The 26,330-nt window shown below is 72.9% G+C and carries 19 protein-coding genes; 15 read left to right on the top strand and 4 right to left on the bottom strand.

Features of this window, described 5'->3' with window-relative positions; genetic code table 11:
* Positions 1–12 precede the first annotated feature (12 nt).
* From ACZ5FU_RS03825 to ACZ5FU_RS03810, 4 genes are all read left to right on the top strand, one after another.
* On the top strand, positions 13–864 hold the full coding sequence (locus tag ACZ5FU_RS03825) for a hypothetical protein (protein ID WP_468833591.1): 852 nt from the start codon (positions 13–15) through the stop codon (positions 862–864).
* Between the two features lie 358 nt (positions 865–1,222).
* A complete protein-coding gene (locus ACZ5FU_RS03820; protein ID WP_451525225.1) occupies positions 1,223–1,882 on the top strand; it encodes an RNA polymerase sigma factor in 660 nt (219 codons plus the stop codon).
* The gene (locus tag ACZ5FU_RS03815) at positions 1,882–3,123 is read left to right on the top strand and encodes a hypothetical protein (RefSeq protein ID WP_469044353.1); all 1,242 of its coding nucleotides are present in this window, start codon (positions 1,882–1,884) and stop codon (positions 3,121–3,123) included. The genes ACZ5FU_RS03820 and ACZ5FU_RS03815 overlap by 1 nt, the downstream gene beginning before the upstream one ends.
* Before the next feature lie 556 nt (positions 3,124–3,679).
* A complete protein-coding gene (locus tag ACZ5FU_RS03810; protein WP_451775164.1) occupies positions 3,680–5,260 on the top strand; it encodes an acyl-CoA mutase large subunit family protein in 1,581 nt (526 codons plus the stop codon).
* 140 nt (positions 5,261–5,400) lie between these two features.
* Here the strand turns inward: ACZ5FU_RS03810 and ACZ5FU_RS03805 are convergent, their stop codons facing one another.
* The 4 genes from ACZ5FU_RS03805 to ACZ5FU_RS03790 form a co-directional block, all read right to left on the bottom strand.
* Positions 5,401–6,555 carry an acyltransferase family protein gene (locus tag ACZ5FU_RS03805; RefSeq protein ID WP_469044352.1) on the bottom strand — a complete coding sequence of 385 codons (1,155 nt, stop codon included), beginning with the start codon at positions 6,553–6,555 and terminating at the stop codon, positions 5,401–5,403.
* Between the two features lie 166 nt (positions 6,556–6,721).
* On the bottom strand, positions 6,722–9,343 hold the full coding sequence (locus ACZ5FU_RS03800; protein ID WP_468833581.1) for a glycosyltransferase family 4 protein: 2,622 nt from the start codon (positions 9,341–9,343) through the stop codon (positions 6,722–6,724).
* 221 nt (positions 9,344–9,564) lie between these two features.
* Positions 9,565–10,929 carry a polysialyltransferase family glycosyltransferase gene (locus ACZ5FU_RS03795; protein ID WP_451525230.1) on the bottom strand — a complete coding sequence of 455 codons (1,365 nt, stop codon included), beginning with the start codon at positions 10,927–10,929 and terminating at the stop codon, positions 9,565–9,567.
* Positions 10,929–11,930, bottom strand: coding sequence for a glycosyltransferase family 2 protein (locus tag ACZ5FU_RS03790; protein WP_451525231.1), 1,002 nt, complete (start codon positions 11,928–11,930; stop codon positions 10,929–10,931). Before ACZ5FU_RS03790 ends, ACZ5FU_RS03795 begins: the two co-directional genes overlap by 1 nt.
* A 197-nt stretch (positions 11,931–12,127) precedes the next feature.
* Here ACZ5FU_RS03790 and ACZ5FU_RS03785 point away from each other — a divergent pair, with 197 nt between their 5' ends.
* The 11 genes from ACZ5FU_RS03785 to ACZ5FU_RS03735 all read left to right on the top strand — a co-directional run bounded on the left by ACZ5FU_RS03785 (position 12,128) and on the right by ACZ5FU_RS03735 (position 26,241).
* A complete protein-coding gene (locus tag ACZ5FU_RS03785; protein ID WP_451525232.1) occupies positions 12,128–13,477 on the top strand; it encodes a DUF6716 putative glycosyltransferase in 1,350 nt (449 codons plus the stop codon).
* A 181-nt stretch (positions 13,478–13,658) separates the two neighbouring features.
* Positions 13,659–14,936, top strand: coding sequence for a cytidylyltransferase domain-containing protein (locus ACZ5FU_RS03780; RefSeq protein WP_468833578.1), 1,278 nt, complete (start codon positions 13,659–13,661; stop codon positions 14,934–14,936).
* 12 nt (positions 14,937–14,948) lie between these two features.
* Positions 14,949–15,887, top strand: a complete 939-nt coding sequence (locus tag ACZ5FU_RS03775) for an N-acetylneuraminate synthase family protein (RefSeq protein ID WP_451525234.1) — start codon at positions 14,949–14,951, stop codon at positions 15,885–15,887.
* Positions 15,888–15,942: 55 nt separating this feature from the next.
* Positions 15,943–17,031, top strand: coding sequence for a hypothetical protein (locus ACZ5FU_RS03770; RefSeq protein WP_451775168.1), 1,089 nt, complete (start codon positions 15,943–15,945; stop codon positions 17,029–17,031).
* Between the two features lie 389 nt (positions 17,032–17,420).
* Complete coding sequence (locus ACZ5FU_RS03765) at positions 17,421–18,650, top strand: amidohydrolase (protein ID WP_469044728.1); 1,230 nt, start codon at positions 17,421–17,423, stop codon at positions 18,648–18,650.
* 284 nt (positions 18,651–18,934) lie between these two features.
* On the top strand, positions 18,935–19,996 hold the full coding sequence (locus ACZ5FU_RS03760; protein ID WP_468833862.1) for a BMP family lipoprotein: 1,062 nt from the start codon (positions 18,935–18,937) through the stop codon (positions 19,994–19,996).
* A 498-nt stretch (positions 19,997–20,494) separates the two neighbouring features.
* Positions 20,495–21,541: a BMP family lipoprotein gene (locus tag ACZ5FU_RS03755; RefSeq protein ID WP_451525236.1), complete on the top strand. Its 1,047-nt coding sequence runs from the start codon at positions 20,495–20,497 to the stop codon at positions 21,539–21,541.
* A gap of 314 nt (positions 21,542–21,855) precedes the next feature.
* Positions 21,856–23,460, top strand: a complete 1,605-nt coding sequence (locus ACZ5FU_RS03750; RefSeq protein ID WP_451525237.1) for an ABC transporter ATP-binding protein — start codon at positions 21,856–21,858, stop codon at positions 23,458–23,460.
* The gene (locus tag ACZ5FU_RS03745; RefSeq protein WP_451525238.1) at positions 23,457–24,578 is read left to right on the top strand and encodes an ABC transporter permease; all 1,122 of its coding nucleotides are present in this window, start codon (positions 23,457–23,459) and stop codon (positions 24,576–24,578) included. The genes ACZ5FU_RS03750 and ACZ5FU_RS03745 overlap by 4 nt, the downstream gene beginning before the upstream one ends.
* Positions 24,578–25,840: an ABC transporter permease gene (locus ACZ5FU_RS03740; protein ID WP_451525239.1), complete on the top strand. Its 1,263-nt coding sequence runs from the start codon at positions 24,578–24,580 to the stop codon at positions 25,838–25,840. The genes ACZ5FU_RS03745 and ACZ5FU_RS03740 overlap by 1 nt, the downstream gene beginning before the upstream one ends.
* On the top strand, positions 25,837–26,241 hold the full coding sequence (locus ACZ5FU_RS03735; RefSeq protein WP_451525240.1) for a cytidine deaminase: 405 nt from the start codon (positions 25,837–25,839) through the stop codon (positions 26,239–26,241). Before ACZ5FU_RS03740 ends, ACZ5FU_RS03735 begins: the two co-directional genes overlap by 4 nt.
* The last annotated feature ends 89 nt before the right edge of the window (positions 26,242–26,330 follow it).

Below are 26,330 nucleotides of genomic sequence, written 5' to 3'. Positions count from 1 at the left end.
GCGGAATCTGACATGGGTGAACGGATGAGCGGCGGCGAGGACGTCCATCGCCGGCACGCCCGCCCCGCCCGCCCCGTCCCCGGCGCGGACGGCGGTCACGCCCGGGTGGAGGCGCTGCTCACGCGTGCCCTGCGGGACACCTCCGGCGCCGCCGAGCGCGAACGGCAGGCCGTCGCCGCCTTCCGGGCCGCGCGGGACGCCGGCGCGCACCGCGCCCGTACCCGGCGGCGGGACGACTGGCGCCCCCGTGGACGGGGGCACGCCGTCCTCTCGTTGCGGGCCACGCTCTCCGTGGTCCTGGCGAGCCTCACCCTCGGCGGCGTCGCGGTCGCCGCGATCGGCTCGGCCGGTTCCCCCGCGGACACCGCGGACGACGGCGGCCGCGGCACGTCGTCGGCGAGCGCGTCGTCGGCGAGCGCGCCGGAGGGCCGGCGCACCGGACCCGCCGCCCCGCCGTCCCCCGTCGCCACCGCGGACCGGGACGGGAACGGGGACGGGAACGGGGATCGGCCGCCGGCCGCCGGGGACACCGAGGCCCACTGCCGCGCCTACGAGCGGGTGGCGGGCCGGGGCGCGGCGATGGACGCCACGGCGTGGCAGCGCCTGGTCACCGTCGCGGGCGGCGAGGAGGACGTGGCCGCCTACTGCGCGGCACGGACCGCGTCGGCCACGGCGACACCCGGCGACGGCGGCAAGGGCAAGGGCGCCGGGGGGAACACAGGCAACACCGGCAACACCGGCAACACGGCGAGCACGGGGAACACCGGCAACGGAGCCGGGACGGCGGGGAACACCGGAAACACGGGGAACACCGGAAACACCGGGAACGGTCAGCCGCAGTCCGTGAAGACGCCGAAGGCGTAGGGACGGGAACCGGCGACCGCCGGTCGGCCGGCTCCTCGGCGGTGCCGCCGAAGCAACGGCCGGAGCCGCCACCCCCCACAGGAGAGGCCCCGGCCGTCGCGCGGCACGGGCCGCGCGGCGACCCGTACCTCCTACAGCGCCGTGCGTGCGTTTTCTGTCACACCCGGTGCCCACGTGTCCGCGTCACGAGTCGGTTGCGGCTTGTGCGGACATGGACGATCGGTGGTTTCAGGTCGTAACGTGCCTTTCGCGCCGGACGGCGGAAGGGCTGGAGCAGTGTGACCGACTGCGGCCGCGACCATCGGCGGCCCGACCGTCCGCGGTCGGTGAACCGCACCATCGACCGAGGAACCACCACGTGGGGGACGACGCGGAGCTGACCGCCGCGGTGCTCGCGGCACAGCAGGGGGACGAGAACGCCTTCCGCGCTGTGTACCGCTCGGTGCACCCGCGGCTCCTCGGGTACGTCCGCACCCTGGTCGGCGATCCCGATGCCGAGGACGTGACCTCGGAGGCCTGGCTGCAGATAGCGCGTGACCTGGAGCGGTTCAGCGGGGACGCCGACCGGTTCCGCGGTTGGGCCGCCCGGATCGCCCGCAACCGCGCGCTGGACCACATCCGGATGCGCGGGCGCCGGCCCGTGGCCGTGGGCGACGAGACGGAACTGGCCGGCCGGGCCGCCGAGTCCGACACCGCGGGCGAGGCCATCGAGGCGCTCGCCACCGGCCGCACCCTCGACCTCATCGCCCGCCTGCCCCAGGACCAGGCCGAGGCGGTCGTCCTGCGGGTGGTGGTGGGCCTCGACGCCAAGACGGCCGCCGAGACGCTCGGCAAACGGCCCGGTGCCGTACGTACGGCCGCGCACCGCGGGCTGAGGAAGCTCGCCGAACTGCTCGGCGAGGACCCGGAGACGGCGGGCGTGCTCGACGCGCTGCCGGCGCAGCGGGCACCCGGGGGGCGCGCGGTGGCGTCCGGCGGTGTGACGCGTGTGTGGGCGCCGACGCGGAAGGACATGTGATGGCCGACGATCGCCGTGTCTTCCCCGGAGACGCCGGAGACGCCGGAGGCGCCGGAGGCACTGGACACGCCGGGAAGACCGAGCCGCCGGCCGGCCCCGCGGGGGGCCGCTCCGCCGGCCGCTGGCTGGACCGCGGGACGGCGGAACGCCTGCTGGCCGGGGAGACGGCGGACAACGCTGTCGCACCCGCCCACCGCGGCGAGGCCGAGCGGCTCGCGCGGACCCTGGACGCGCTCGCCGCGGTGTCGGCCCCGCCCGTCCGCGAGGACGAGGAACTTCCCGGAGAGGCGGCGGCCCTGGCCGCGTTCCGCAAGATCCGGGCGGACCGTGCGCCGGACGCCGGCCCGGCCCCCTTCCCGGGGCGGACCGCCGCCCGCGAGCCGGCGTCCGGCGACGGGCCGGCGCTCCCGTACCGGCCCGCGCCCGCCGACGACGACGCCGGCCTGGTCCGCATCGGCGGCCCCGTCCGCCCGCACGGCCGCCGCCCCCGCTGGAGCCGGCCCGCCCGCCTCGGACTGGCCGCCGCGCTGACCGTCGGGATGGTCGGCGGGGTCGCGGCCGCGGCCGGCACCGGGCTCCTGCCCACGCCGTTCGGCGACGCCGAACCGGGCCCGGCGGCCTCGGTGTCCGCCGCCGCGACGCCCGGACCGGACCGCCCCCTCGGCTCGTCCACCCCCGGTGCCTCCCCCGGCGGCACCGGCTCGGCGGCCCCGGGCGGCGGCACGCAGGACACCCCGGATCCGGATCCGGACGGTTCCGGCGCCCGTGCCGAGGACCTGGCCGCGTCCTGCCGGGAGAGGGATGCCGGCCGGACGCCGGCCGCCGAGCGCCGCCGCGCCCTCGAACACGCCGCGGGCGGCCTCGCACGCGTACCGGCGTACTGCGCGGGCCTCCTCGACGACCGCGAAGGCCGGGGTTCCGGCGAGCCGGGCGGCGGCAGGACCCGGGACGAGGGCGACCCCGCCGGCCGGAGCGAGGACCGCAACGGCAACCAGAACGGCAACCAGAACGGTGGCCAGAACGGCAACCAGAACGGTGGCCAGAACGGCAACCAGAACGGTGGCCGGGGTGCGGGACAGCCGGACGGCACGACCGGCAAGGCCGGCGAGAACCGGGGCGGAAAGAAAAGCGCGCAGGCCGACCAGGGCGCGCAGGCGGACGAGGACGGGAACGGGAACGCCGACGGCAACGGGAACGCCGACGGCAACGGGAGCACCGGCGACGGCGACGCGCAGGAGTAGAGGCCCTTCGGCCCCTCTGACCTGCGGTTTCGTCCGCCGCAAAAATTTCTGGCCGCGAGGTGTGACGTTTTCGACGTCCCAGCCGCAGTAATCAGTGAGCCGACTGGTCATCGGCCTTCGCACGGAGCCGGGGTTCCCCCCGTACCCACGGCTCGTGCACCTGGCGCGGGCGGGACACGTTCCCCCGGTCCCGCCCGCGCCCCATACCTCTCTCCCCGAGTCCCGCCGAGTCCCGCCAGGTCCCCCCGAGCCCCCTCGGGACGACGTCCCGGCAGCCGCTCCGCACCCGCGCCGGCGGCTCCACGATCCCCGCCACGTCCTTCGCCGTCCCCTCCGGCCCGCCCGCCGGCGCCGTCGGCGGCCACCGCGCGCGTGCCCCCGGATGACGCCGCGCGGACGACCCGGCATGGTGGTGACGGGGACCGCAGCGACTCTGTGAGCAAGGTCCCAGCGTGCTCCCCTCCACCGGGTGCACGCGCACCGCTACAGTCCGTCGAAGGGTCGGGCAGGCCCAGCCGGTAACTGGCGAGTAACGTTCAGCGGGAGGCAACACACCATGGCGCGCGAGTCTGAGTCCGGACTGCCCATCGAACCGGTCTACGGGCCGGACGCCCTCGACGGCTGGGACCCGGCGGAGAAGCTGGGCGAGCCGGGCGCCTACCCCTACACGCGGGGCGTGTACCCGTCGATGTACACCGGCCGGCCGTGGACGATGCGCCAGTACGCCGGTTTCGGCACGGCGACGGAGTCCAACGCCCGCTACAAGCAGCTCATCGCCAACGGCACGATGGGCCTGTCGGTCGCCTTCGACCTGCCCACCCAGATGGGCCACGACTCCGACGCCCCGATCGCCTCCGGCGAGGTCGGCAAGGTGGGCGTCGCCATCGACTCGATCGACGACATGCGGGTGCTGTTCGGCGGGATCCCGCTGGACAAGGTGTCCACGTCGATGACGATCAACGCGCCCGCCGCGCTGCTGCTGCTCCTGTACCAACTCGTCGCGGAGGAGCAGGGCGTCGGCGCCGACCAGCTCACCGGCACGATCCAGAACGACGTGCTGAAGGAGTACATCGCGCGCGGGACGTACATCTTCCCGCCGAAGCCGTCGCTGCGGCTCATCGCCGACATCTTCAAGTACTGCCGGGCCGAGATCCCGAAGTGGAACACGATCTCGATCTCCGGCTACCACATGGCGGAGGCGGGTGCCTCGCCCGCGCAGGAGATCGCCTTCACCCTCGCCGACGGCATCGAGTACGTGCGCACGGCGGTCGCGGCCGGCATGGACGTCGACGACTTCGCCCCCCGCCTGTCCTTCTTCTTCGTCGCCCGTACGACGATCCTGGAGGAGGTCGCCAAGTTCCGCGCCGCCCGCCGGATCTGGGCGAAGGTGATGAAGGAGGAGTTCGGCGCGAAGAACCCCAAGTCGCTGATGCTGCGCTTCCACACGCAGACGGCCGGGGTGCAGCTGACCGCCCAGCAGCCCGAGGTCAACCTGGTGCGGGTCGCCGTCCAGGGCCTCGCGGCCGTCCTCGGCGGCACCCAGTCGCTGCACACCAACTCCTTCGACGAGGCCATCGCGCTGCCCACCGACAAGTCGGCCCGGCTCGCGCTGCGCACCCAGCAGGTCCTCGCCTACGAGACGGACGTGACGGCGACGGTCGACCCCTTCGCCGGCTCCTACGTCGTCGAGAGGATGACCGACGACGTCGAGGCCGCCGCCCTGGAGCTGATGGGCAAGGTCGAGGACCTCGGCGGCGCGGTCTCCGCGATCGAGCACGGCTTCCAGAAGGGCGAGATCGAGCGCAGCGCGTACCGCATCGCCCAGGAGACCGACTCCGGCGAGCGTGTCGTGGTCGGCGTCAACCGCTACCAGCTCGACGCGGAGGAGCCCTACGAGCCGCTGCGCGTGGACCCGGCGATCGAGGCCCAGCAGGCGGCCCGCCTGGCGAAGCTGCGCGCCGAGCGCGACCAGGGGGCGGTCGACGCGGCCCTCGCCGAGCTGAAGAAGGCCGCCGAGGGCGAGGACAACGTCCTCTACCCGATGAAGGACGCCCTCAGGGCCCGCGCGACGGTCGGCGAGGTGTGCAACGCCCTGCGCGAGGTCTGGGGCACCTACGTGCCCAGCGACGCGTTCTGATCCGCGCCGGAGCGGGGATCCCCGCGAGGACCTGAAGACCGTCCCCGACGGGATCCCGCCCGGCTGCGATGCCCGGCCGCACCACCTGGCCACGGCGCCCGCCGCGGCGTCCGGCGGGCGGGGACGGGCGCCGTCCCGGCTCAGAGCGGCCGGGACAGCACCCCGCGCAGCCGCGGGGTCAGCGGCTTCTCGACGAAGCGGTTCATCAGCCAGGCCAGGGCCAGCATCGCGGCCACGGTCAGCCCGAAGGCCACCCCGGCCGGCAGGCCCAGGGTGCGGTGCAGGACGCGGATGACCACCCAGCCCAGGTGCTCGTGCACCAGGTAGAAGGGGTACGTCAGCGCCCCCGCCACCGTCAGCCAGTGCCAGTTCGCCCGGCGCAGGTGGCCCAGCGCGATCGCCGCCACGGCGACGAACCCGAACGCGACCACGCCGACGATGCCGGTGGTGGTGCGGTGGGCGAAGGCGTCCGGGTCCGAGGCGTTCCACAGCTCGCCCACCGCGTAGTGCTGGCCGATCAGGAAGCTGACGGCCACGATGCCCCAGGCGTAGGCGTCCCGGCGGTCGCGGTGGACGAGGTAGAGGCCGACGCCGCCGATGAAGAACGGCGCGTACTCCGGCATCAGGACCAGGTCGAGCAGCGGCTGGTGCGCGGCCTGCGCGATGGCGGCGGCCAGCGTCCAGCCCGCGCAGAACATGATGATCCGGCGGCGGTTCGCCCCCGGCAGGACGATGCACAGCGCGAACAGGGCGTAGAAGCGGATCTCCACCCACAGCGTCCAGCACACGCCGAGCACCCGGTCCGCGCCCAGCGGCTGCTGGAGGAGCGTCAGGTTCAGCAGGGCGTCGCTCGGCGACACGGCCTCGTAGACCACCGGGGGCAGGGCGAACACCGCCGTCACCAGCAGCACGGCGACCCAGTAGGCCGGCATCAGCCGGGACGCGCGGGAGGCGAAGAACGAGGTGAGGGACCTGCCCCAGCCGCTCATGCAGATCACGAACCCGCTGATCACGAAGAAGACCTGGACCCCCAGGCACCCGTAGGCGGCGACCGTGTGCAGGGTGGGGAACTGGTGCTCGGGTGACGTGCCCCAGGCCTCGGTGACGTAGCCGCCGCGGCCGGCGTAGTGGTACACCGCCACCATCAGCGCGGCGACCAGCCGCAGTCCGTCCAGCGCGCGGAGCCGGCCGCCCTCCCGGCGGGCCGGTGCGGACGGGGGCACGGCACCCGGCTCCTGGACGGACACAGCCGCGTCGGGCTGAGGCTTCGATGTGCTCACGACCGTTTCGGTCACGCTGGTATCCCTCGCAGTGCCCCGTGGGTTCTTCTTGCGCACGCTCCTGACCGGAGACGATCGGATCACCGGAGAGTCGTCAACGGGGATCCTAGAGCCTGATCAGAAGGTCTTTTGTTCGGCGGGACGGCCTTTGTCCATCCGTCGTCCCGCGTTCACCGCGGCGTCAGTTCCGCTTCAGCAGCCGGGCCGCGCGGCCGCCGAGCCGGATGCGGGCCGACTCCCTGCGCGCGAACTGCCGGACGGAGCGGCCCCGTGCGCCGAGCAGGTCCGCGACCCGTGCGATCTCCGTCCAGACCTGGGCCCGGTCGCCGCCCGCGACCGCCGCCGCGGACAGCAGCCGGCACGCCTCGTCCGCCTCGCCGCGGCCCGCCCTGATCTCCGCCATGCCGACGAGGACGTCCACCGGCTGCCGTCGGCGCAGGATCTCGGCGCCCACCCGCAGGGCGTCCTCCTCGCGGCCCGCCGTGACGTGCCGGACGAAGTCCTCGATGAGGTGACCACCCTGCCGCGACAGTGCCGCGGAGAACCGCGAGACCGCGGGGTCCGCGCCCGCCCCGCCGCCGGCCACCCCGCCGTCGGTCCCCGCCCCGTCGTCGGTCCCCGCCCCGTCGTCGCCGGCCGGGCGCCGTACGGGCTCGCCGGGGCCCGGCAGGTCCAGTGCCGTCGTCATCCGGGCGGTGAAGGCCGCGACGTCGAAGAGTTCCTCCACGTCCGCGTACCCGGTCTCCGAGACCTCGTCGTCCAGTGCCCGGCGCAGCGCGTCGAGCGCCGCCTCGGGCGTGTACGCGGCGAAGGAACGGTAGCCGGGCACGCCCTCCAGGACCTCCCGCGACCCCACCCGGTGGTAGGTGACCGTCCGCAGCCGCTGCTGCACCGCCTCGACCACGGACAGCGGCATCGGGTCGTCGACGCTGGAGAGGAAGAAGACGTCGGAGGCGGCCAGTTCCTCGCGCACACGGTCGCGCGAGAGCGCCCCCAGCCACTCGACCCGGTCCGACAGCAGGGTCGAGGGGCCGATGCGCCACGTCCGCTGGCCGATCCACGCGAAACGCCACGACAGCCCCTGCGCGCAAGCCAGTTCGGCGACCCGCGAGAACAGGTCGAGGCCCTTGCGGTCCTGCATCGAACCGACCATCACGACGCGCGGCCGCGCACCGGGCGTGCGCCGGGCGCGGACGCGCCGGGCGTCGCGGGGAACCGTGTTGTAGACCACGACCGGATCGCTCACCCCCAGCCCGCGGAACATGTCGGCCTGGGCGTGCGACACGCACAGCACCTTCAGGCCGGGCAGCAGGCCGATCAGCTCCTGGTGCCGCAGCGGGTTGCGCGAGCCCTCGAAGTCCATGACGTACTCGGTCTCGTGGGCGTACAGCGCCACCGGCCTGCCCCGCTTCCGCAACTCCGCGACCAGTTCGCCCGCCAGCGGCGAACGCCAGAACGGAGCCAGGCTGTTGACCAGGACGACCCCGGCGTCCGCCAGGTCCGCCAGGACGTCCTCGCAGCGGTCGTAGGCCTCCAGGTCGAAGTAGCGGATGTCGACCGGACTGTGCGCGAGCAGCTCCCGCGTGTAGGTGAGGACGGGGATCGCCACGCCGGTGACGTAGTCGAAGCCGAGGCCCAGCACCGCCAGCGAGCGCGGCCGTGCCGTCCGTCCGCGCACGGCGCGCAGCGCCCGTTCGGCCCGCGACAGCCCGGCCCCCGCCCCGCCGTCCGCCGCGGACCAGCGCGGGGCCGGCGGTTCGGCCGGTACGGCGGCCTCCTCGACGACGCGCAGCACCCGCCCGGCGACGTCGTCGTGGAAGGCGAGGAAGTGCTCGACGGGTTCGCCGTGCGCGTTGGCCGCGAACTCGCCCGAGCGCTTGAGGCGGGCGACCACGTCGACGAGTTCGCCGAGCGTGCCCACGTTGCGCAGCAGCGGGTGGCCGATCGTGGGGAAGACGGTGTTCAGCGCGGGCGGGCTGAACAGGACCAGCGGGGTGCCCGCCCGCAGCGCCTGGAGGTGGGCCGGGGCGAAGAACGTGACCGCGAGGTCGTACCCGTCGAGCGCGGTGGGATGCCGCCCGACCTCGACCTCGCCGAACTCGGCGAGCGCCTCGCGCAGCCGGGTGAGCTGTTCGCGGTGCTCCTCGCGCGACGACGTGCCCGGCGGCTGGTCGATCACCATCACGCGCAGCGGCTCACCGGGCTTCCTGCCGTGCCGGTGGGTGGCGGAGCGGGCGGCCCGCAGCAGGGCCGGGTCGTCGCTGTGGCCGAGGGCCCCGGTGATGTGGACGGCAGGGGCGGCGCCGGCGGAGCGGAACAGCAGGTGGTGCGCGGTCGCCGGCCCCCAGACGCAGACGGCGGCCGGGGACGAGGAGCCGTAGTACCAGATCTGGTCGCGCCGGCCGGTGCCGGTCCTGCGGTGGTGGAAGTCGAGGTGGCGGTCCTGGACGAGGACGAGCGGCAGCGTGCGGCCCAGCACGCCGGCCAGCCGCCGGCTGCGCTGCGACAGGTCCTCGAAGAGCACCAGCCGGTCGATGCGCTCCCTCTCCACGAAGGCGCGCACGCGGTGACCGAACTCCTCCAGGAAATCGGCGTCGCTCAGCTCCTCGTCCCCCGCGAAGAGGGCGTGTGCCGTCGGCCCGCCGCACCGGGCGGCGGCCTCCTCCTCGGTCCATCCGACGATTCTTCCGTCCCGGTCGGCACCGAGGAGATGGAACGAGTGGGCGTCGGCTCCCTCGGCCCGCAGGATCTCCGAGGCGAGGCCGACGCCATTGCGGTTCTCGACAAACACAGCGATGCGCACGGGGTGAATGAAATACGACCGGCATTCCCCGAGCGGGCCATCCGGATCGAACTCTCGGTGAACATCGGACGTGTTCGGGGACGCGGCCGCGTGTCCGGGAGGCACGCGTCCCCGGAAGCCCGGAAGCCCGGAAGCCCGGAAGCCCGGAAGCCCGGAAGCCCCGAAGCCCGCGCCCGCCCTTTCCGTGCCTTTTCCGCGGCCGCCCTTCCCGGACGCGCCGCTCAGACCCGCCGGACCGCCTTGCCCGACGCCTTCGTCCGGCGTACCGCCTTGCGCAGCGCCCTGGCCCGGCGCACCACCCGGCGCGCGGTGGAGTTGTGCGGGAGGAACGACAGCCGCGCCGGGATGCCGCCCGGCAGCCCCAGCGCGGTGAGCCGACGGCGTTTGAAGTACCGCTTGGTGCGCGGCCCGAGACGGGTGCGCAGGTACCGCTCGGCCTCCGGCCGCAGACCCGGGTGGATCTGGGCCTGCATCACGTAGCCCACCGTCCTGACCAGGTCGGTCAGCGACTCCTCGGGGACGGGCGTCTCGCCCTCGCCGTCCTCCAGGTCCGGCAGCAGCGCGTCCGCCAGTACCGCCGGCACCCGGTTGCTGTTCTGGTACGGGGCGAGCCGGTCCATCAGCCGCTCGGTGCCGATGCGGGCGACCGGCAGGCCGTAGAACGTCGACGCGGTGAACAGGGCGGTGGAGAAGCAGCCCACCACCAGCGCCGGCCGGGCCCCGGCGAACAGGACCTCGGCGAGGACCGGCGTGTCCAGCACCGTGAGGTCGACGCCCAGCCTCCCGGCCTCGGCCTCCAGGACCCGGCTGTAGCGGGCCGGTGCGGTGGGGTGCGGCTTGAACACCACCGCGCGGTGCCCGCGGGCGACCGCCCCCCGCATCATCCGCAGGTGCAGGTCCTCCTCCTCCTCGACGGTGAGGATGTCGAGCGCCGACAGGTACTGGCCCAGCAGCAGCGCGGCGCCCTCGGGCAGCGCGGGCAGGTCCGCCACGGCCCCGCCGATCTCGTCGAGGACCTTCAGGAAGGCGCTCGTCGGCACGGTCCGCGCGGGCACCCCGAACTCGGTGAGCAGCAGCGGCATCAGCCCCGGCACCAGGGCGAGGTGGAGCAGCCGGCGCACGCGCGTGCCGATCAGCGGGTCGAGCTTGTTGCGGGTCGGCCCGTAGCTCATCAGGCCGTCGGCGTACACGTCGACGGGCGCTCCGGGGAACACCTGCGCGACGGCCTGCGCGGGGTTGACCTGGATCGACTCCAGGACGAGCTCCACCCGGTCCTCGCCGAGCCCCCACAGCAGGCGCAGATAGCGCTCCAGGAGCGGCGCGTCGTCGGGGCGCGGTGCCCAGGCGCCCGGATGGAAGGGGCTGATCGCCTCGTTCCAGGACAGCACCGCGTCGAAGCGGTCCCGCAGCGGGGCGAAGCCCGGCATCTCGTCGACGGCCGGGGTGGTCTCCGGGGTCGTGGTGTTGTTGCACACCAGCAGCAGCCGGCGGTCCGCCGCGGGGAAACCGCCCGAGTCCAGCGCGGCGGCCAGCGTGGCGGCGCCGTACAGCGTGGAGGCGCAGAAGATCTGGGTCGTACGGGGCATCAGGCGGCCGCCTTCGGGGTGCCGGTCGGTGAGGAGGGGATCCTGCGGCGCAGCCGGCGCAGGGTCGACGAGCGCTCCAGGTCCATCGTGTCCAGGACCTCGGCGAGCAGCTCCTGCGGCAGGCGCCTGACGGCCGCCGCGCTCATCGTGCGCAGCTGCCTGGCCACCTGCGGCTCGAACTTCTCGATCTCGCCCAGGTGGTGGGCGATGATCGCGCAGTAGGTGCGCACCGCCTTGGGCAGCAGCCGGTCGGCCTCGGGGTCCCGCGCGGTCTCCTCGACGACCTGGTCGAACGCGCGGATGAAGTCCAACTGGCGGGCGTCGCCGATCTGGGTGAGGGAGGAGGCGACCCCGCGCCGGTAGAACACGCCGAGCAGGTTCAGCACGGCGAACGACTCCGCCTCCCGGTGCAGCTTCCAGATCCACGGCCGGTCCTCGGCGGTCCGCAGCCCGTGGGTGAAGTGCAGCAGCCCCCGGTCGACGAGACGGCGGTGGTAGGCGCCGGCCCAGGCGTAGGGGTAGTCCACCGACGTCGAGCGGTCCGCGGGCAGGATCGCCTCGCGCGGGTTCAGCACCTCCCCCCGCAGCCCGTGCGGATGCCGCACCAGGGTGCGGGCGCGCGCGGTGGCCTGCACGTGGTCGACGCGCACGAAGTCGCAGCCCAGCTCCTCGATCGCGGTGACCAGACCGGTCAGATAGCCGCGCGCGAGCCAGTCGTCGCCGTCCAGGAACGTCAGGTACTCGCCCCGCGCGGCATCCAGTCCGGTGTTGCGCGCGGTGGCGAGCCCCCCGTTCTCCTCATGACGGATCAGACGCACCTCGGCGACCTTCGACAGCTCTTCGGCGGCCCGTTCGAGAATGGCGGGCGTCCCGTCCTTCGAACGGTCGTCGACCAGGACGAACTCGAAATCCGGGCGGGCGTTCAGGAGAAGACTTCGGAGGGTGTCCGGAGCGTATTGCTGGACGTTGTAGAACGGCACGATCACGGAAAGCTTGGGCACGCCGAAATCCTAGGAGCGCGCCCGGCGGTGAAAATTTCCGAAAAGGGTACGGGCGATGAACTCGATGTGTCGGATCGGTGCATCCCGTGTATTTCCGCGGAGCCGGCGGGCCGGTTCGGGAACCGGTGGCGTGCTGTTAACTTTCCGTTGAGTCGCGGTTGGACAAAGCCTGGGTTTCGCTTCCTAGCGTCTTCGGCGTGTCACCACGTACTTCGAAGCCCTCGCGGATCGCCGTGCTCGCGGACTCCGACACCCGCTGGAAATGGGGTGCGGCGACCGCGGGCCGGATCGCCCCGGGCGCGTCCATGGAAGCCGGACCGGGGGACGGCGCGCAAGTCGCCCCCGTCCTCGACGGCTACCTCCTGCGCGGCCGGGCGACCCCCACCCCCCGTCAGCTCGCCGAGGTCGGCGTGCGCGCCGACTCCCTGCGCGAGGTGACGGCCGTCGAGTTCCTGCGCGCCATGGCGGGCGAGAAGTACGACGTCCTCGTCCTCGCGCTGGTCGGCGGCGGCGTCCAGGCGGTCCTGCACGGCCTCAAGCGGATCTGGGAGGACGACGGCGAACGGCCCGTCGTCGTCACCGGCTACGTGGGCGTCGTCTACGAGAAGCTCGCCGACGGTCTGCTGCTGCGGCACGGCGCCGACCTCGTCCTCGCCAACTCCCGCCAGGACGCGGAGCGTTTCCGCGCCGTGTACGAGGGGGTCGGCGCCGACGCCTCCGCGGTCACCGAGGTCGCCCTGCCGTTCCTCGGCGGCGCCCCCTACACCGGCGGGCACGACCCCCACACCGTGGTCTTCGCCGCGCAGCCCTCCGTGCCCGACAACCGCAGGGACCGCACCTACCTCCTCGAACGCCTCGTCCGGCACGCCCGGTTGCACCCCGAGCGCGAGGTGCTGCTCAAGCTGCGCTCCCGGCCCGGCGAACACACCACCCACATCGAGGAGCTGCCGTACCAGAAGCTGGCGCAGCGGCTCGATCCGCCCGCCAACTTCCGCCTCGTGTACGGCAACATGGGCGAGGTCCTGGACCGCACCGACCTCATGGTCACGGTCAGCTCCACCGCCGCCCTGGAATCCCTGCACCGCCGCATCCCCACCGTGGTCCTCACCGACCTCGGGGTGCGCGAGGCGCTCGGCAACCACCACTTCATCGGCTCCGGCTGCCTCGCCTCCTGGGACCAGCTCGACGCCGGTCACCGGCCCGTCCCCGACGAGGAGTGGGTGGCCCGGCAGGGCGTCGCCGCCGAGGGCGGCTCGTACGGACGCGCCTTCGACACGGCGCGCGACCGCATCACCGAGCTGCTCGGCCGACCCGGCGGCCTGCCACCGCTCACCCCCTACTACACCCCCGCCACGGCCCCCGGCTACCTCCCCGCCGTCCTGGCCCGCCACCACCTCGGTCCCGACGGCAGCCCGCTGCCCGGGGCCCAGGCGGCGGACCGGGCCCCCGGACCGGTCCGCCAGATCGTCCGCCGCGCCGCCCGCGGCGCCTACCGCCACGGCGTGCAGCGCGTCGCCCCGGTCATCCGCCGGATGGGCGACCTGTGAGCGCCGCTCACCCGGCCGCCCGCCGGCCGCCGCGGCCGGGCCGCGGCGGTGCCGCCGTCCGCCGCGGGCCCGCCGCGCGGGAGGTGTCGTGAGCGACGTCCGTCCGTCGCCTCCTCCGCGTCCGTCGCCTCTGCGGCGTCCTTCCCGCCCTCCCCGTCCTTCCCGTCAAGGAGTCCCGCCCATGTCCTCCTCCCAGGCGGGCGTGCGCCGCGTCCTCGCCGTGATCCCCGCGCGCGGCGGGTCCAAGGGCGTCCCCGCGAAGAACCTCGCGCCCGTCGGCGGCGTGCCCCTGGTGGCGCGGGCCGTGCGGGAGTGCCTGGCCGGCCGGCTCGTCACCGACGTCGTGGTCTCCACCGACGACCGGGACATCGCCGCGGCCGCCCGCGAGGCCGGTGCCGAGGTCGTGCTGCGCCCGGCGGCCATCGCCGGCGACACCGCCACCTCCGAGGCCGCCGTCCTGCACGCCCTGGACACCCACGAGGCCCTGCACGGCACGGCCGTCGACGCGGTGCTCCTGGTGCAGTGCACCAGCCCCTTCCTCGTCCGCGAGGACATCGACGGCGTGGCCGCCGCGGTCGTCGAGAACGGCGCCGACACCGCCGTCACCGTCGCCCCCTTCCACGGTTTCGTCTGGCGCGACGGCGACGGCGACGGCGACGGCGGCTCGGAGACCGACGCCCCGGGCGGCGGCTTCGGCGTCAACCACGACAAGTCGTACCGCCCGCGCCGCCAGGACCGCCCCCAGGACCTCCTGGAGACCGGCGCCGCCTACGCCATGGACGCGGCCGGCTTCCGCGAGCACGGCCACCGCTTCTTCGGCCGCACCGACCTCGTGCGCACCGACCCGGCCCGCGTGCTGGAGGTCGACGACCCGCACGACCTGGCCCGCGCCCGCGCCCTCGCCCCCCTCTTCGACGCGGACCCGGCCCGCCCGGCCGGCGGGCCCCCCGCCGGCCCGCTCCCGACCGCCGCCGACATCGACGCGGTCGTCCTCGACTTCGACGGCACCCAGACCGACGACCGGGTGCTGATCGACTCCGACGGACGGGAGTTCGTCTCCGTGCACCGCGGCGACGGCCTCGGCATCGCCGCCCTGCGCAGGAGCGGACTGAAGCTGCTGATCCTGTCCACGGAACGCAACCCCGTCGTCGCCGCCCGCGCCCGGAAGCTCCAGCTCCCGGTCCTGCACGGCATCGACCACAAGGACCTCGCGCTCAAGCACTGGTGCGAGGAGCAGGGCATCGCGCCGGAGCGCGTGCTCTACGTCGGCAACGACGTCAACGACCTCCCGTGCTTCGCCCTCGTGGGCTGGCCCGTGGCGGTCGCGAGCGCCCATGACGTCGTACGCGGCGCCGCACGCGCGGTCACCACCCTCCCCGGCGGCGACGGCGCGATCCGGGAGATCGCCGGCTGGATCCTCGGCCCCTCCCTCGACTCCCCCCTCCCCCTCCCCGAGTAAGGAACCCCTCCCATGAGCACCAACTCCCGCCTCCGCCAGTTCGGTTCGCGCACGGCCGGTCCCGGTCACCCCGTCTACATCTGCGGCGAGATCGGCATCAACCACAACGGCGACCTCGACAACGCCTTCAAGCTCATCGACGTCGCCGCCGAGGCCGGCTGCGACGCCGTGAAGTTCCAGAAGCGCACGCCCGAGATCTGCACCCCGCGCGACCAGTGGGACATCGAGCGCGACACCCCCTGGGGCCGGATGACGTACATCGACTACCGCCACCGCGTGGAGTTCGGCGAGGACGAGTACCGCCGGATCGACGAGCACTGCAAGGAGAAGGGGATCGCCTGGTTCGCCTCCCCGTGGGACACCGAGGCCGTCGCCTTCCTGGAGAAGTTCGACGTCCCCGCCCACAAGGTGGCCTCCGCGTCCCTCACCGACGACGAGCTGCTGCGCGCCCTGCGCGCGACGGGCCGCACCGTCATCCTCTCCACCGGCATGTCCACCCCCAAGCAGATCCGCCACGCCGTCGAGGTCCTGGGCAGCGACAACATCCTGCTCTGCCACGCCACGTCGACGTACCCGGCGAAGGCCGAGGAGCTGAACCTCCGCGTCATCAACACCCTCCAGGCCGAGTACCCCAACGTCCCGATCGGCTACTCCGGCCACGAGACGGGCCTGCAGACCACCCTCGCCGCGGTCGCCCTCGGCGCCACCTTCGTCGAGCGCCACATCACCCTCGACCGCGCCATGTGGGGCTCCGACCAGGCCGCCTCCGTCGAGCCGCAGGGCCTGACCCGCCTCGTCCGCGACATCCGCACCATCGAGTCCTCCCTCGGCGACGGCGTCAAGAAGGTCTACGAGTCCGAGCTGGGCCCGATGAAGAAGCTGCGCCGCGTCGCGGGCGTCGTCGCCGAGGCGGAGATCGCCGCGGCGGCCGGCGAGCCCGTCGGCGTCTGACCCCGCGGCCCCTCAGGCCACCGCCACCAGTGCCTCACGGGACGGTCGTACGACGATGAGCCCTCGCGCCGGGAACCCCGGCACCACCCCCCGCACCCTCGCGTTCGTCGAGAGTCCGGTGCAGCTCCTGAACGTCCTGGAGTGGGCCCACGCCCGGGGACCACGTCCCCGGGAGGAGCCCGGCGCGGGGTTCACCCTCGTCGTCCTGTCCCCGACCGACCCCATGACCCGCGGCCAGCTGCGCCGCATGGCCGAACTGGCCCGCCGGGAAGGCCACGAGGTCCGCTGGGAGGAGGCCCGCGGCGGCGCCGCGGCCCCCTTCCGGACCATCGGCGGCCTGACCGGCGAGCTGCGCCGGGCCGACCGGATCGTCATGGGGGACCCGTTCTCCCGCTACGTCCAGCTCCTGCTGACCATCACCCGCGCCGACGACCTCGTCGTCGTCGACGACGGCACCGCCACCATGGAGTTCGTCGGCCAGCTCGCCCGCGGCGAACGCCTGGTGCGCTGGCACCGCAAGGGCGGCCGCCCCGGCCCCCGCGACCTGCTGTTCGCGCCGGTGTCCTCCTCGGCCCGCCGCCGCCTCACCCCCGGCCCGGCCCGCCGCGTGGAGGTCTTCTCCGCCATGCCGATAGCCGACGCCCCGGACGGGGTGTCCCTCACCTCCCACACCTTCGCCTGGACCCGCGAGCGCTTCGGCCCGCCCCGGGTGACGAACGGCGCCGACCTGGTCGGCACCTCCCTCGTCGAGACCGGCGTCGTCGACGGCGACCGCTACCTGCACGCCGTCGGCGTCCTCGCCCGGACCCACGGCGCCGCCCGCTACTTCGCCCACCGCCGCGAGAGCACCGAGAAACTCCACCGGCTGGCCGTGGAGACGGGCCTGGAGATCGTCCGCCCCGACCTCCCCCTCGAACTCATCGCCCGCCGGGGCCCCGTCGGCAGGACCGTCCTCAGCTTCCCCTCCACGGTCGTCCACACCCTCCCGCTGGCCCTCGCCGGCACGGACGTCCGCGTCGCGGTCTGCGACATCGACCCGGCCTGGCTGACCCGCGGCGCCTCCCCCCGGGCCCAGAGCTTCCTCTCCGGCGTCACGGGGACGGCCCGCGGAGTGGACCGCCTGGCCCGGATCGCCACGGCCTGATCCCGCCGCGGCCCGCCCTCACCACGGCCCGCCCTCACCACGGCCCGCCCCCACCACGGCCCGCCCCCACCACGGCCCGGCCCCGTCGCGTCGGCGGGCGCCCGCCGGCCGCCGCACCCGCTCCGCGCACCGGACCCCCCCGCCCGGCGGTCCGCTCCGTGGACGGCCGGGCGTGCTTCGAGTGAGCCGTGGTAAGCGTGAAAGAGGAAGATGGAGGAACGGGCCGGTACGTCATGACCCACACGGCTCGAACCGGCGGAGTTTACCCAGCACGAATGCCAGCCATGCGCCGAGCGGCCAACTTTTCTGCCCCCAACGGGTTGAATTTTTGTTGATCGTGGGTCAGCCGACCACCCCGGCGTCCTACCCTTCAGAGGGTGAAGCAACTGATGTCCCGAGAGTCCGAGGCCGATCCTTCAGGGGAAGCCGTGCTCCCCGGCAGCTTGCCGGAGGCCCTGCGCGCCGAGCTCGTCGCCTTCCGCCGCGACATGCACATGCACCCAGAGCTGGGCAACCAGGAGTTCCGTACGACGGCGGCGATCAAGGAGCGCCTGGAGAGGGCGGGCCTCAAGCCCCGCGTCCTCACCGCCGGCACCGGGCTCATCTGCGACATCGGCGACGTGACCGACGGCACCCCCGTCCTGGCGATGCGCGCCGACATCGACGCGCTGCCCATCCCCGACACCAAGGCGGACTGCGCCTACCGCTCCACCGTCCCCGACCGCGCCCACGCCTGCGGTCACGACGTGCACACCACGGTCGTCCTCGGCGCCGGTCTCGTCCTGGCCGGCCTGCACCGCGAGGGCCGGCTCCCGCGCCCGGTGCGGCTGATCTTCCAGCCCGCCGAGGAGGTGCTGCCCGGCGGCGCCGCCGACGCCATCGAGGACGGCGCCCTGGAGGGCGTCGGCCGGATCATCGCCGTCCACTGCGACCCGCGCGTCGACGCGGGTCTGATCGGCCTGCGCGAAGGCGCCATCACCTCCGCCTGCGACCGCCTGGAGATCTCCCTGGACGGGCCCGGCGGCCACACCGCCCGCCCGCACCTGACCACCGACCTCGTCACCGCCGCCGCCCGCGTCGTCACCGACGTGCCCGCGCTGGTCGGCCGCCGCGTCGACACCCGGGCCGGCCTCGCGGTGACCTGGGGCCGGATCGAATGCGGCCACGCGCCGAACGTCATCCCCCAGCACGCCGAGCTGTCCGGCACCGTGCGCTGCCTGGACATCGAGGCCTGGCGGGAGGCCGCGGACCTCGTCGTCGCCGCGATCGACGAGGTCGCCAACCTGCACCGCGCCAAGTCGGAGATCAACTACGTCCGCGGCGTCCCCCCGGTCGTCAACGACGCCGACGTCACCGCCCTGCTCCGGGACGCCATGGTCGCCCGGCGCGGCGAGGAGTCGGTGGAGGGCACCGAGCAGAGCCTCGGCGGCGAGGACTTCTCCTGGTACCTGGAGCGCGTCCCCGGCGCCATGGCCCGCCTCGGCGTCCGCACGCCGGGCGAGCGCACCGTCCGCGATCTGCACCAGGGCGACTTCGACGCCGACGAGCACGCCATCACGGTGGGGGTGGAGCTCTTCACCGCGGCGGCGCTGCTGGACGCGGCGATCCGCACGGAGTGAGCGCGCGACGCCGGTGACGGCCCGGACGAAGGGGTGTCCGGAAGGTTCCCCTTCGTCCCTTGGTGTCACCGGGGCGTAATCCGTGAGACCCGCCGGTAACCCGGGGCGGCACGAATCGATAACGGCCGCGCGGAACCCCGTTCCCCTCCCCTTCTACGCGCGTTACTGTGCGCCGGAATCGCCCCTCGCGACGGCCTGTCGGGGAGCCGTGCCGGAGGCGTCACATTGGGGAACGCGGGCCGGCGACGGCGCCGTGGGGATGAAGGGTGCTTGCTGTGCGTCTCATATCTCGAAGGACCGGGTTCGTCCGGGCGGCGGCGGCCGTCGCGGTCGTGGGACTGGTGGCCACCGGCTGCGGCGAGTCGAGCACCGACTCCAAGGCCGCCGAGAAGGAGTCCGGCAAGTACTCCGGAAAGGGCATCGGCCTGGCGTACGACATCGGCGGCAAGGGCGACCAGTCCTTCAACGACGCCGCGTACGCCGGCTTCCAGAAGGCCGACAAGGAGTTCGGCATCGGCGGCCGGGACGTCGAGCCCCAGGACGGCGAGTCGGACGCGGACAAGGTCCAGCGGCTGACCCAGCTCGCCCAGTCGGGCTACAACCCGGTGATCGGCGTCGGCTACATCTACGGGCCGGCCGTCAAGGAGGTCGCCGCGAAGTTCCCGGACACCACCTTCGGCATCATCGACGACGAGAGCGTGACGGCGAAGAACGTCGCCGACCTCGTCTTCCACGAGGAGCAGGCCTCCTACCTGGCCGGCGTCGCCGCCGCGAAGGCCTCCAAGAAGGGGCACATCGGCTTCATCGGCGGCGTGAACATCCCGCTCATCCACAAGTTCGAGGCCGGCTACGTCCAGGGCGCCAAGTCGGTCGACCCGGCCATCAAGATCGAGTCGCAGTACCTGACCGAGACGCCCCAGGAGGGCGGCTTCTCCAGCCCCGACAAGGGCAAGGCGGGGGCGAGCGGCCAGATCGAGGCCGGCGCGGACGTCATCTACCACGCGGCCGGCCTGTCCGGGCAGGGCGTGATCTCCGAGGCCGCCGGCAAGAAGGTGTGGGCCATCGGCGTCGACTCCGACCAGTACTCCCAGACCTCGCTGGCCGCGTACAAGGACTACATCCTCGGCTCGGCGCTGAAGAACGTGGGCGGCGCGGTCTACGACCTCGCCAAGTCCGTCCACGAGGGCAAGCCCCTGGCCGGCGTGGTCCGCGGCAGCCTCTCCAACGACGGCGTCGGCTTCGCCGACACCAACCCGAAGTACAAGGCCATGACGGACGTCGTCGAGGCAGTGGACAAGGCCAAGCAGGACATCATCGACGGCAAGGTCACCGTCAACACGAAGTGACGCGTCCGCCGCGGAGCCGGCCCGGCTCGCACGCCCCCGCCCGGGGGTGGGCGAGCCGGGCCGTCCGCGCTTCCCGGCGCCGAACAGGCCGGGAGAACCGGCCCGTCCGGCGTTCGAGGGCGAGGCCCGTCCAGGGCCGGAGCGGGGGTCCGGGGGCGGCAGCCCCCGGGGACGGGACGGGAAGGGGCGGCGGGGGCGAGAACATCCGCCCCCGCCCGAGGGCCGCCGCCCGCCCCGCGAGGCGCCCCGGCCCGAAACCCCTCCGTGACCGACGGAGCCCCCGCGGAGCCCCTCGTCTACGCCCATCGAGGGCGTCCTCGCAGACCAGCGGCCTGACCTCCCGTACACCGCCCTCCACCGTCCGTACGCTGGGGCGGAAACTGTGGCCACAGCTCGGTAACGGACCGGACAGAAGGGTTTTTCCGTCTGGTCTACGCGCGTTACGCTGCGGCGGAACCAGCGCCTGGTATGGGCGCTTGCACAAAGGAGTCTCGTTCCATGCGCCGGGTGTCCCGTATCGCGGTTGCTGGTGTTGCTACCGCAGCCTTCGCCGTCAGCGTTTCCGCTTGCGGAAGCTCCTCCACGTCGTCCTCTTCCAGTGACGACAAGAACCTGGGTCTCGCCCTCGCGTACGACGTCGGCGGCAAGGGCGACCAGTCCTTCAACGACGCCGCCACCGCGGGCATGGAGAAGGCCGACAAGGAGTTCGGCTACAAGTCGACCGCCGTGGAACCGCAGGACGGCGAGTCCGACGCGGACAAGGTGCAGCGCCTGGAGAGCCTCGCCAAGCAGGGCTACAACCCGGTGATCGGCGTCGGCTTCGCCTACGCGCCGGCCGTCAAGGAGGCCGCGGCCAAGTTCCCGAAGACCACCTTCGGCATCGTGGACGACGAGCAGACCAAGGCCGACAACGTGGCCGACCTGGTCTTCTCCGAGGAGCAGGCCTCCTACCTGGCGGGCGTCGCCGCCGCCAAGGCGACCAAGTCCAACGTGGTCGGCTTCATCGGCGGTGTGAACGTCCCCCTGATCCACAAGTTCGAGGCCGGCTACAAGCAGGGCGTCGCGGACACCAAGAAGGGCGTCACGGTCAAGTCGCAGTACCTGACCGAGACCGCGGCCGAGGGCGGCTTCTCCAGCCCCGACAAGGGCGAGAGCGCCGCCGAGGGCCAGATCGACGCCGGTGCCGACGTCGTCTACGCCGCCGCCGGCCTCTCCGGCCAGGGCGTCATCAAGGCCGCCAGCGCCAACAAGGTCTGGGCCATCGGTGTCGACTCGGACCAGTACAAGCAGGACGCGCTCAAGACGTACAAGGACTCGATCCTCACCTCCGCCATGAAGAACGTCGAGGGCGCGGTCTTCACGCTCGCCCAGTCGGTCGAGGACGGCAAGCCCGCCACCGGCGTGGTCCGCGGTGACCTCGCCAACGGCGGCGTGAGCCTGGCGAACTCCAACCCGACCTTCGCGGCGAACAAGGAGATCCAGGACGCCGTCAAGAAGGCCGAGGAGGCCATCAAGAACGGCACCATCACGGTGAAGACCTCCTGACCCTCCCGACGACCGTGCCGACGGCCTGCCGGGACTCGTCGGGAACGGTCGAAGGCATGGCCGAAGAAGCGCTGTAATGACAGCGTCACGACCTCGGAACGGGGTGCGGGGACGATGACTCCCCGCACCCCGTTCACGCGGCAGAATGCTCGGAACGGATCGAGACCGACCGAAAGGCCGGTCTTCAAGATCGATCAGGTCCGGGCACTATTTAAAGCAGGGGCGCTACGCGCGTAGAGCGGCCCCTTTCCTGAGGAGAGTGCGCCATCGACGCGTCCAGCAGCCCTCCGCTCACCGCCCCGTCGACCGTCGCGGTGGAGCTCGCGGGCATCACCAAACGATTCCCCGGTGTCGTCGCCAACCACGACATCCACCTGACCGTCCGCGCGGGCACCGTGCACGCCCTCGTCGGCGAGAACGGCGCGGGCAAGTCCACCCTGATGAAGATCCTCTACGGCATGCAGAAGCCGGACGAGGGCACCATCGCGGTCGACGGCGAGCAGGTGAGCTTCTCCAGCCCCGCCGACGCCATCGCGCGCGGCATCGGCATGGTCCACCAGCACTTCATGCTCGCGGACAACCTGACCGTGCTGGAGAACGTGGTGCTCGGCAGCGAGAAGCTGTACGGCATCGGCGGCGGCGCGCGCCGGAAGATCAAGGAGATCTCCGACCGCTACGGTCTCGGCGTGCGCCCCGACGCCCTGGTCGAGGACCTCGGTGTCGCCGACCGCCAGCGCGTGGAGATCCTCAAGGTCCTCTACCGCGGCGCCCGCCACCTCATCCTCGACGAGCCGACCGCGGTCCTGGTCCCGCAGGAGGTCGACGCGCTCTTCGCCAACCTGCGCGAGCTGAAGTCCGAGGGCCTCTGCGTCATCTTCATCTCCCACAAGCTGGGCGAGGTCCTGTCGGTGGCCGACGACATCACGGTCATCCGGCGCGGCACGACCGTCGGCACGGCCGTGCCCGCCGAGACGACCCCCCGTCAGCTCGCCGAGATGATGGTGGGCAGCGAGCTCCCCACCCCGGAGACCGCCGAGTCGACCGTCACCGACCAGCCCGTCCTCAAGGTCGAGAACCTCACCGTCCACGCCGGCGGCGGCGCCTCCCTGGGCGTGGAGGCCGAGCCCGTGGGCCCCGGCTCCCTCGTCGAGGCGCCCGGCGAGGTCAAGAAGGTCCTCGACGACGTCAGCTTCACCATCCACGCCGGCGAGGTCATGGGCATCGCCGGCGTCGAGGGCAACGGCCAGACGGAACTGATCGACGCCCTGATCGGCACCAAGAACGCCGACTCCGGCACCATCTCCTTCCTCGGCGAGGACATCACCCCCTGGCCGACCCGCAAGCGCCGCGAGTCCGGCGTCGGCTACATCCCCGAGGACCGCCACCGCCAGGGCCTGCTCCTGGAGGCCCCCCTCTGGGAGAACCGCATCCTCGGCCACGTCACCGAGACCCCCAACGCCAAGGGCTTCTGGCTCAACCCCAAGGGCGCGCAGGCCGACACCCGCCGGATCGTCGAGGAGTACGACGTCCGCACCCCCGGCATCGACGTCACCGCCGCCTCGCTCTCCGGCGGCAACCAGCAGAAGCTGATCGTCGGCCGCGAGATGAGCCACAACCCCAAGTTCCTGATCGCCGCCCACCCCACCCGCGGTGTGGACGTCGGCGCGCAGGCGCAGATCTGGGACCGCATCCGCGAGGCCCGCCGCGAAGGCCTGGCCGTGCTGCTGATCTCCGCCGACCTGGACGAGCTGATCGGCCTGTCGGACACCCTCCGGGTGATCTACGACGGCAGGCTGGTCGCCGACGCCGACCCGGCGACCGTCACCCCCGAGGAGCTCGGCTCGGCCATGACCGGCGCCGCGTCCGGGCACCTCGAGCACGTCGAAGAAGAAGCCGCCCCAAAGGACGAGGCCCGATGAAGAAGTTCGACAAGGAGCGCCTGCTCCTCGCGGTGGCCGGCCCGGTCATCGCGCTGGTCTCGGCGATCCTGCTGACGTCGGTCGTGCTGATCGCCTCCGGCAAGAACCCGTTCGAGCCGTACCGGCTGATGCTGGAGCAGATCCCCTACTCCGACGTCCAGGTCCTGATCGTCAACCAGGCCTCGCTGTACTACATCGCCGCCCTCGCGGTCGCCCTCGGCTTCCGGATGAACCTGTTCAACATCGGCGTCGACGGCCAGTACCGCCTCGCCGCGATGATGACCGCGGTGGTCGGCGCCCACGTGGCGCTGCCGTCCTTCCTCCAGATCCCGTTGCTGCTCCTCGTCGGCGCGCTCACCGGCGCCTTCTGGGCGGGCATCGCGGGCGTCCTGAAGGTCACCCGGGGCGTCAGCGAGGTCGTCGCGACGATCATGCTCAACGCCATCGCCACCAGCCTCATCGGCTACCTCACCCTGCGCGAGAACTTCGGCGTCCTGGTCGGCGACAACGTCACCACCGGCATCATGAAGGAATCCGGCTGGGTGCCCGGCATCGACCTGGGCCAGGACGTCGGCAAGATCTACGGACTGGTCTTCCTCGCCGTCGCCCTCGGCATCGGCTACTGGGTCGTCCTCAACCGCACCCGCTTCGGCTTCGACCTGCGCGCCACCGGCGAGTCCGAGACGGCCGCCGCGGCCTCCGGCGTCAACGCCAAGCGCATGGTCCTCACCGCGATGCTGATCTCCGGCGCCGTCGCGGGCCTGTCCGGTCTGCCGCTGCTGCTCGGCTCCGCGCACACCTACAGCCTCAGCTTCCCCGCGGGCCTCGGCTTCACCGCCATCGGCATCGCCCTGCTCGGCCGCAACAACCCGGGCGGCATCGCGCTCGCCGCGCTGCTGTGGGCCTTCCTGGAGAAGACCTCGCCCGCCCTCGACTACGCGACCCCGGTGGCGTACGAGAAGGAGATCGCCACGATCATGCAGGGCCTGATCGTCTTCGCGGTCGTCATCTCCTACGAGGCCGTGCGCCAGTGGGGTCTGCGCCGCCAGCAGAAGCGCGTCGGCGCCGAGCTGGCCGCGGCCACCGACAACAACGCCAAGAAGGAGGTGGCGGCCTGATGTCCACCGCGACCATCGCCAAGCCGCAGGCGAAGCAGCCCGGCAAGGGCGGCCGCCGCATGTCTCTCCCGGTACTCCTGCTGGTCATCGCGGGCGTACTGGTCCTGACCTCGATCGTCCGCCTGATCTCCGGCGCGGACGGCATCACCTCGACCGGCCAGATGTCCACCGCGCTGCGGCTGGCCGTGCCGATCGGCCTCGCCGGCCTCGGCGGCCTGTGGGCCGAGCGGGCGGGCGTCGTCAACATCGGCCTCGAGGGCATGATGATCCTCGGTACCTGGTTCGGCGCCTGGGCCGGCTACCAGTGGGGTCCCTGGACCGGTGTCGCCTTCGGCATCATCGGCGGCGCGCTCGGCGCCGTCCTGCACGCCGTCGCCACCGTCACCTTCAACGTCAACCACATCGTCTCCGGTGTGGCGCTGAACATCCTGGCCCTGGGCACCACCCGCTACCTGTCGAAGTTCACCTTCGAGGACGCCCCGCAGGGCTCCTCCAAGCAGTCCCCGCCGATCGAGTCGCTGGGCACCTTCGACATCCCCGGCCTGTCCGGCTGGCTGGAGACCCTCAACGACAAGCACTGGTTCCTGGTCTCCGACATCGCCGGCCTGGTCGGCGGCGTGGTCACCAACCTCTCCCCGCTGACCGTCGTCGCGGTGGCGCTCGTCCCCGCCACCTGGTGGGTGCTGTGGCGGACCGCCTTCGGCCTGCGCCTGCGCTCCTGCGGCGAGAACCCGGTGGCCGCCGAGTCCCTCGGCGTCAACGTCTACAAGTACAAGTACATCGCCGTGATCATCTCGGGCGGTTTCGCCGGCCTCGGCGGCGCCTTCCTGTCGATCGTCGCCTCGAACGTGTACCTCGACGGCCAGACCGCGGGCCGCGGCTACATCGGCCTCGCCGCGATGATCTTCGGCAACTGGATGCCGGGCGGCCTCGCCCTCGGCGCCGGCCTGTTCGGCTACACCGACAGCCTCAACCTGCGCGGCGGCACCACCAACGTGCACGCCCTGATCCTGCTCCTCGCGATCCTGCTGGTGTTCGGCGCGGCCTACCTGGCCTGGAAGAAGAAGTACGTCTCCGCCGTCGTCACCGCGGTGATCTCGGCCGTGATGTTCTTCTGGTACACCAGTGTGGACGAGGTCCCGCGCCAGGTCGTCTCGGCGGCCCCCTACGTCGTCACGCTGCTGGTGCTGTCGCTCTCCGCGCAGCGCCTGCGCATGCCCAAGGCCGACGGCCTGCCCTACCGCAAGGGACAGGGCAAGTGACCCCGGCCGCCGCGAGCGTCGACTGGGAGGCCCTGCGCGAGCTGGCCCGCGAGGCCATGCACCACGCGTACGCCCCCTATTCGGGGTACCCGGTCGGCGTGGCCGCCCTGGTCGACGACGGCCGCACCGTCTCCGGCTGCAACGTCGAGAACGCCTCCTACGGCATCGGCCTGTGCGCCGAGTGCGGGCTGGTCTCGGAGCTGCAGCGCACCGGGGGCGGCCGGCTCACGCACTTCACCTGCGTGGACGGGCGGGGCGAGATCCTCGTCCCGTGCGGACGCTGCCGCCAGCTGCTCCACGAGTTCGGAGGACCGGAGCTGCTGCTGGAGACCCCGGCCGGGATCCTGCCGCTCGCACAGATGCTGCCGCAGGCCTTCGGTCCGGACCACCTCACCAAGTGATCCCCCGTGCGGCCCCTCCGACCCGCGTGCACCGGGCGGAGGGGCCGCGCACTTTTCCCGCACCGTCTTCCCGCACCCCGGAAGTTCCG

The sequence above is a fragment of the Streptomyces sp. NPDC031554 genome, from assembly GCF_055580685.1.
The sequence above is the reverse complement of the archived record's forward strand: the minus strand, read 5'-3'. Positions and strand labels throughout refer to the sequence as shown.

Coding starts and splice junctions, on each gene's coding strand:
- ACZ5FU_RS03780 (WP_468833578.1), top strand. CDS start 13,659: ATGTCCTCCTCCCAGGCGGGCGTGCGCCGCGTCCTCGCCGTGATCCCC.
- ACZ5FU_RS03770 (WP_451775168.1), top strand. CDS start 15,943: ATGAGCCCTCGCGCCGGGAACCCCGGCACCACCCCCCGCACCCTCGCG.
- ACZ5FU_RS03795 (WP_451525230.1), bottom strand. CDS start 10,929: ATGCCCCGTACGACCCAGATCTTCTGCGCCTCCACGCTGTACGGCGCC.
- ACZ5FU_RS03810 (WP_451775164.1), top strand. CDS start 3,680: ATGGCGCGCGAGTCTGAGTCCGGACTGCCCATCGAACCGGTCTACGGG.
- ACZ5FU_RS03755 (WP_451525236.1), top strand. CDS start 20,495: ATGCGCCGGGTGTCCCGTATCGCGGTTGCTGGTGTTGCTACCGCAGCC.
- ACZ5FU_RS03815 (WP_469044353.1), top strand. CDS start 1,882: ATGGCCGACGATCGCCGTGTCTTCCCCGGAGACGCCGGAGACGCCGGA.
- ACZ5FU_RS03745 (WP_451525238.1), top strand. CDS start 23,457: ATGAAGAAGTTCGACAAGGAGCGCCTGCTCCTCGCGGTGGCCGGCCCG.
- ACZ5FU_RS03740 (WP_451525239.1), top strand. CDS start 24,578: ATGTCCACCGCGACCATCGCCAAGCCGCAGGCGAAGCAGCCCGGCAAG.
- ACZ5FU_RS03775 (WP_451525234.1), top strand. CDS start 14,949: ATGAGCACCAACTCCCGCCTCCGCCAGTTCGGTTCGCGCACGGCCGGT.
- ACZ5FU_RS03825 (WP_468833591.1), top strand. CDS start 13: ATGGGTGAACGGATGAGCGGCGGCGAGGACGTCCATCGCCGGCACGCC.
- ACZ5FU_RS03765 (WP_469044728.1), top strand. CDS start 17,421: ATGTCCCGAGAGTCCGAGGCCGATCCTTCAGGGGAAGCCGTGCTCCCC.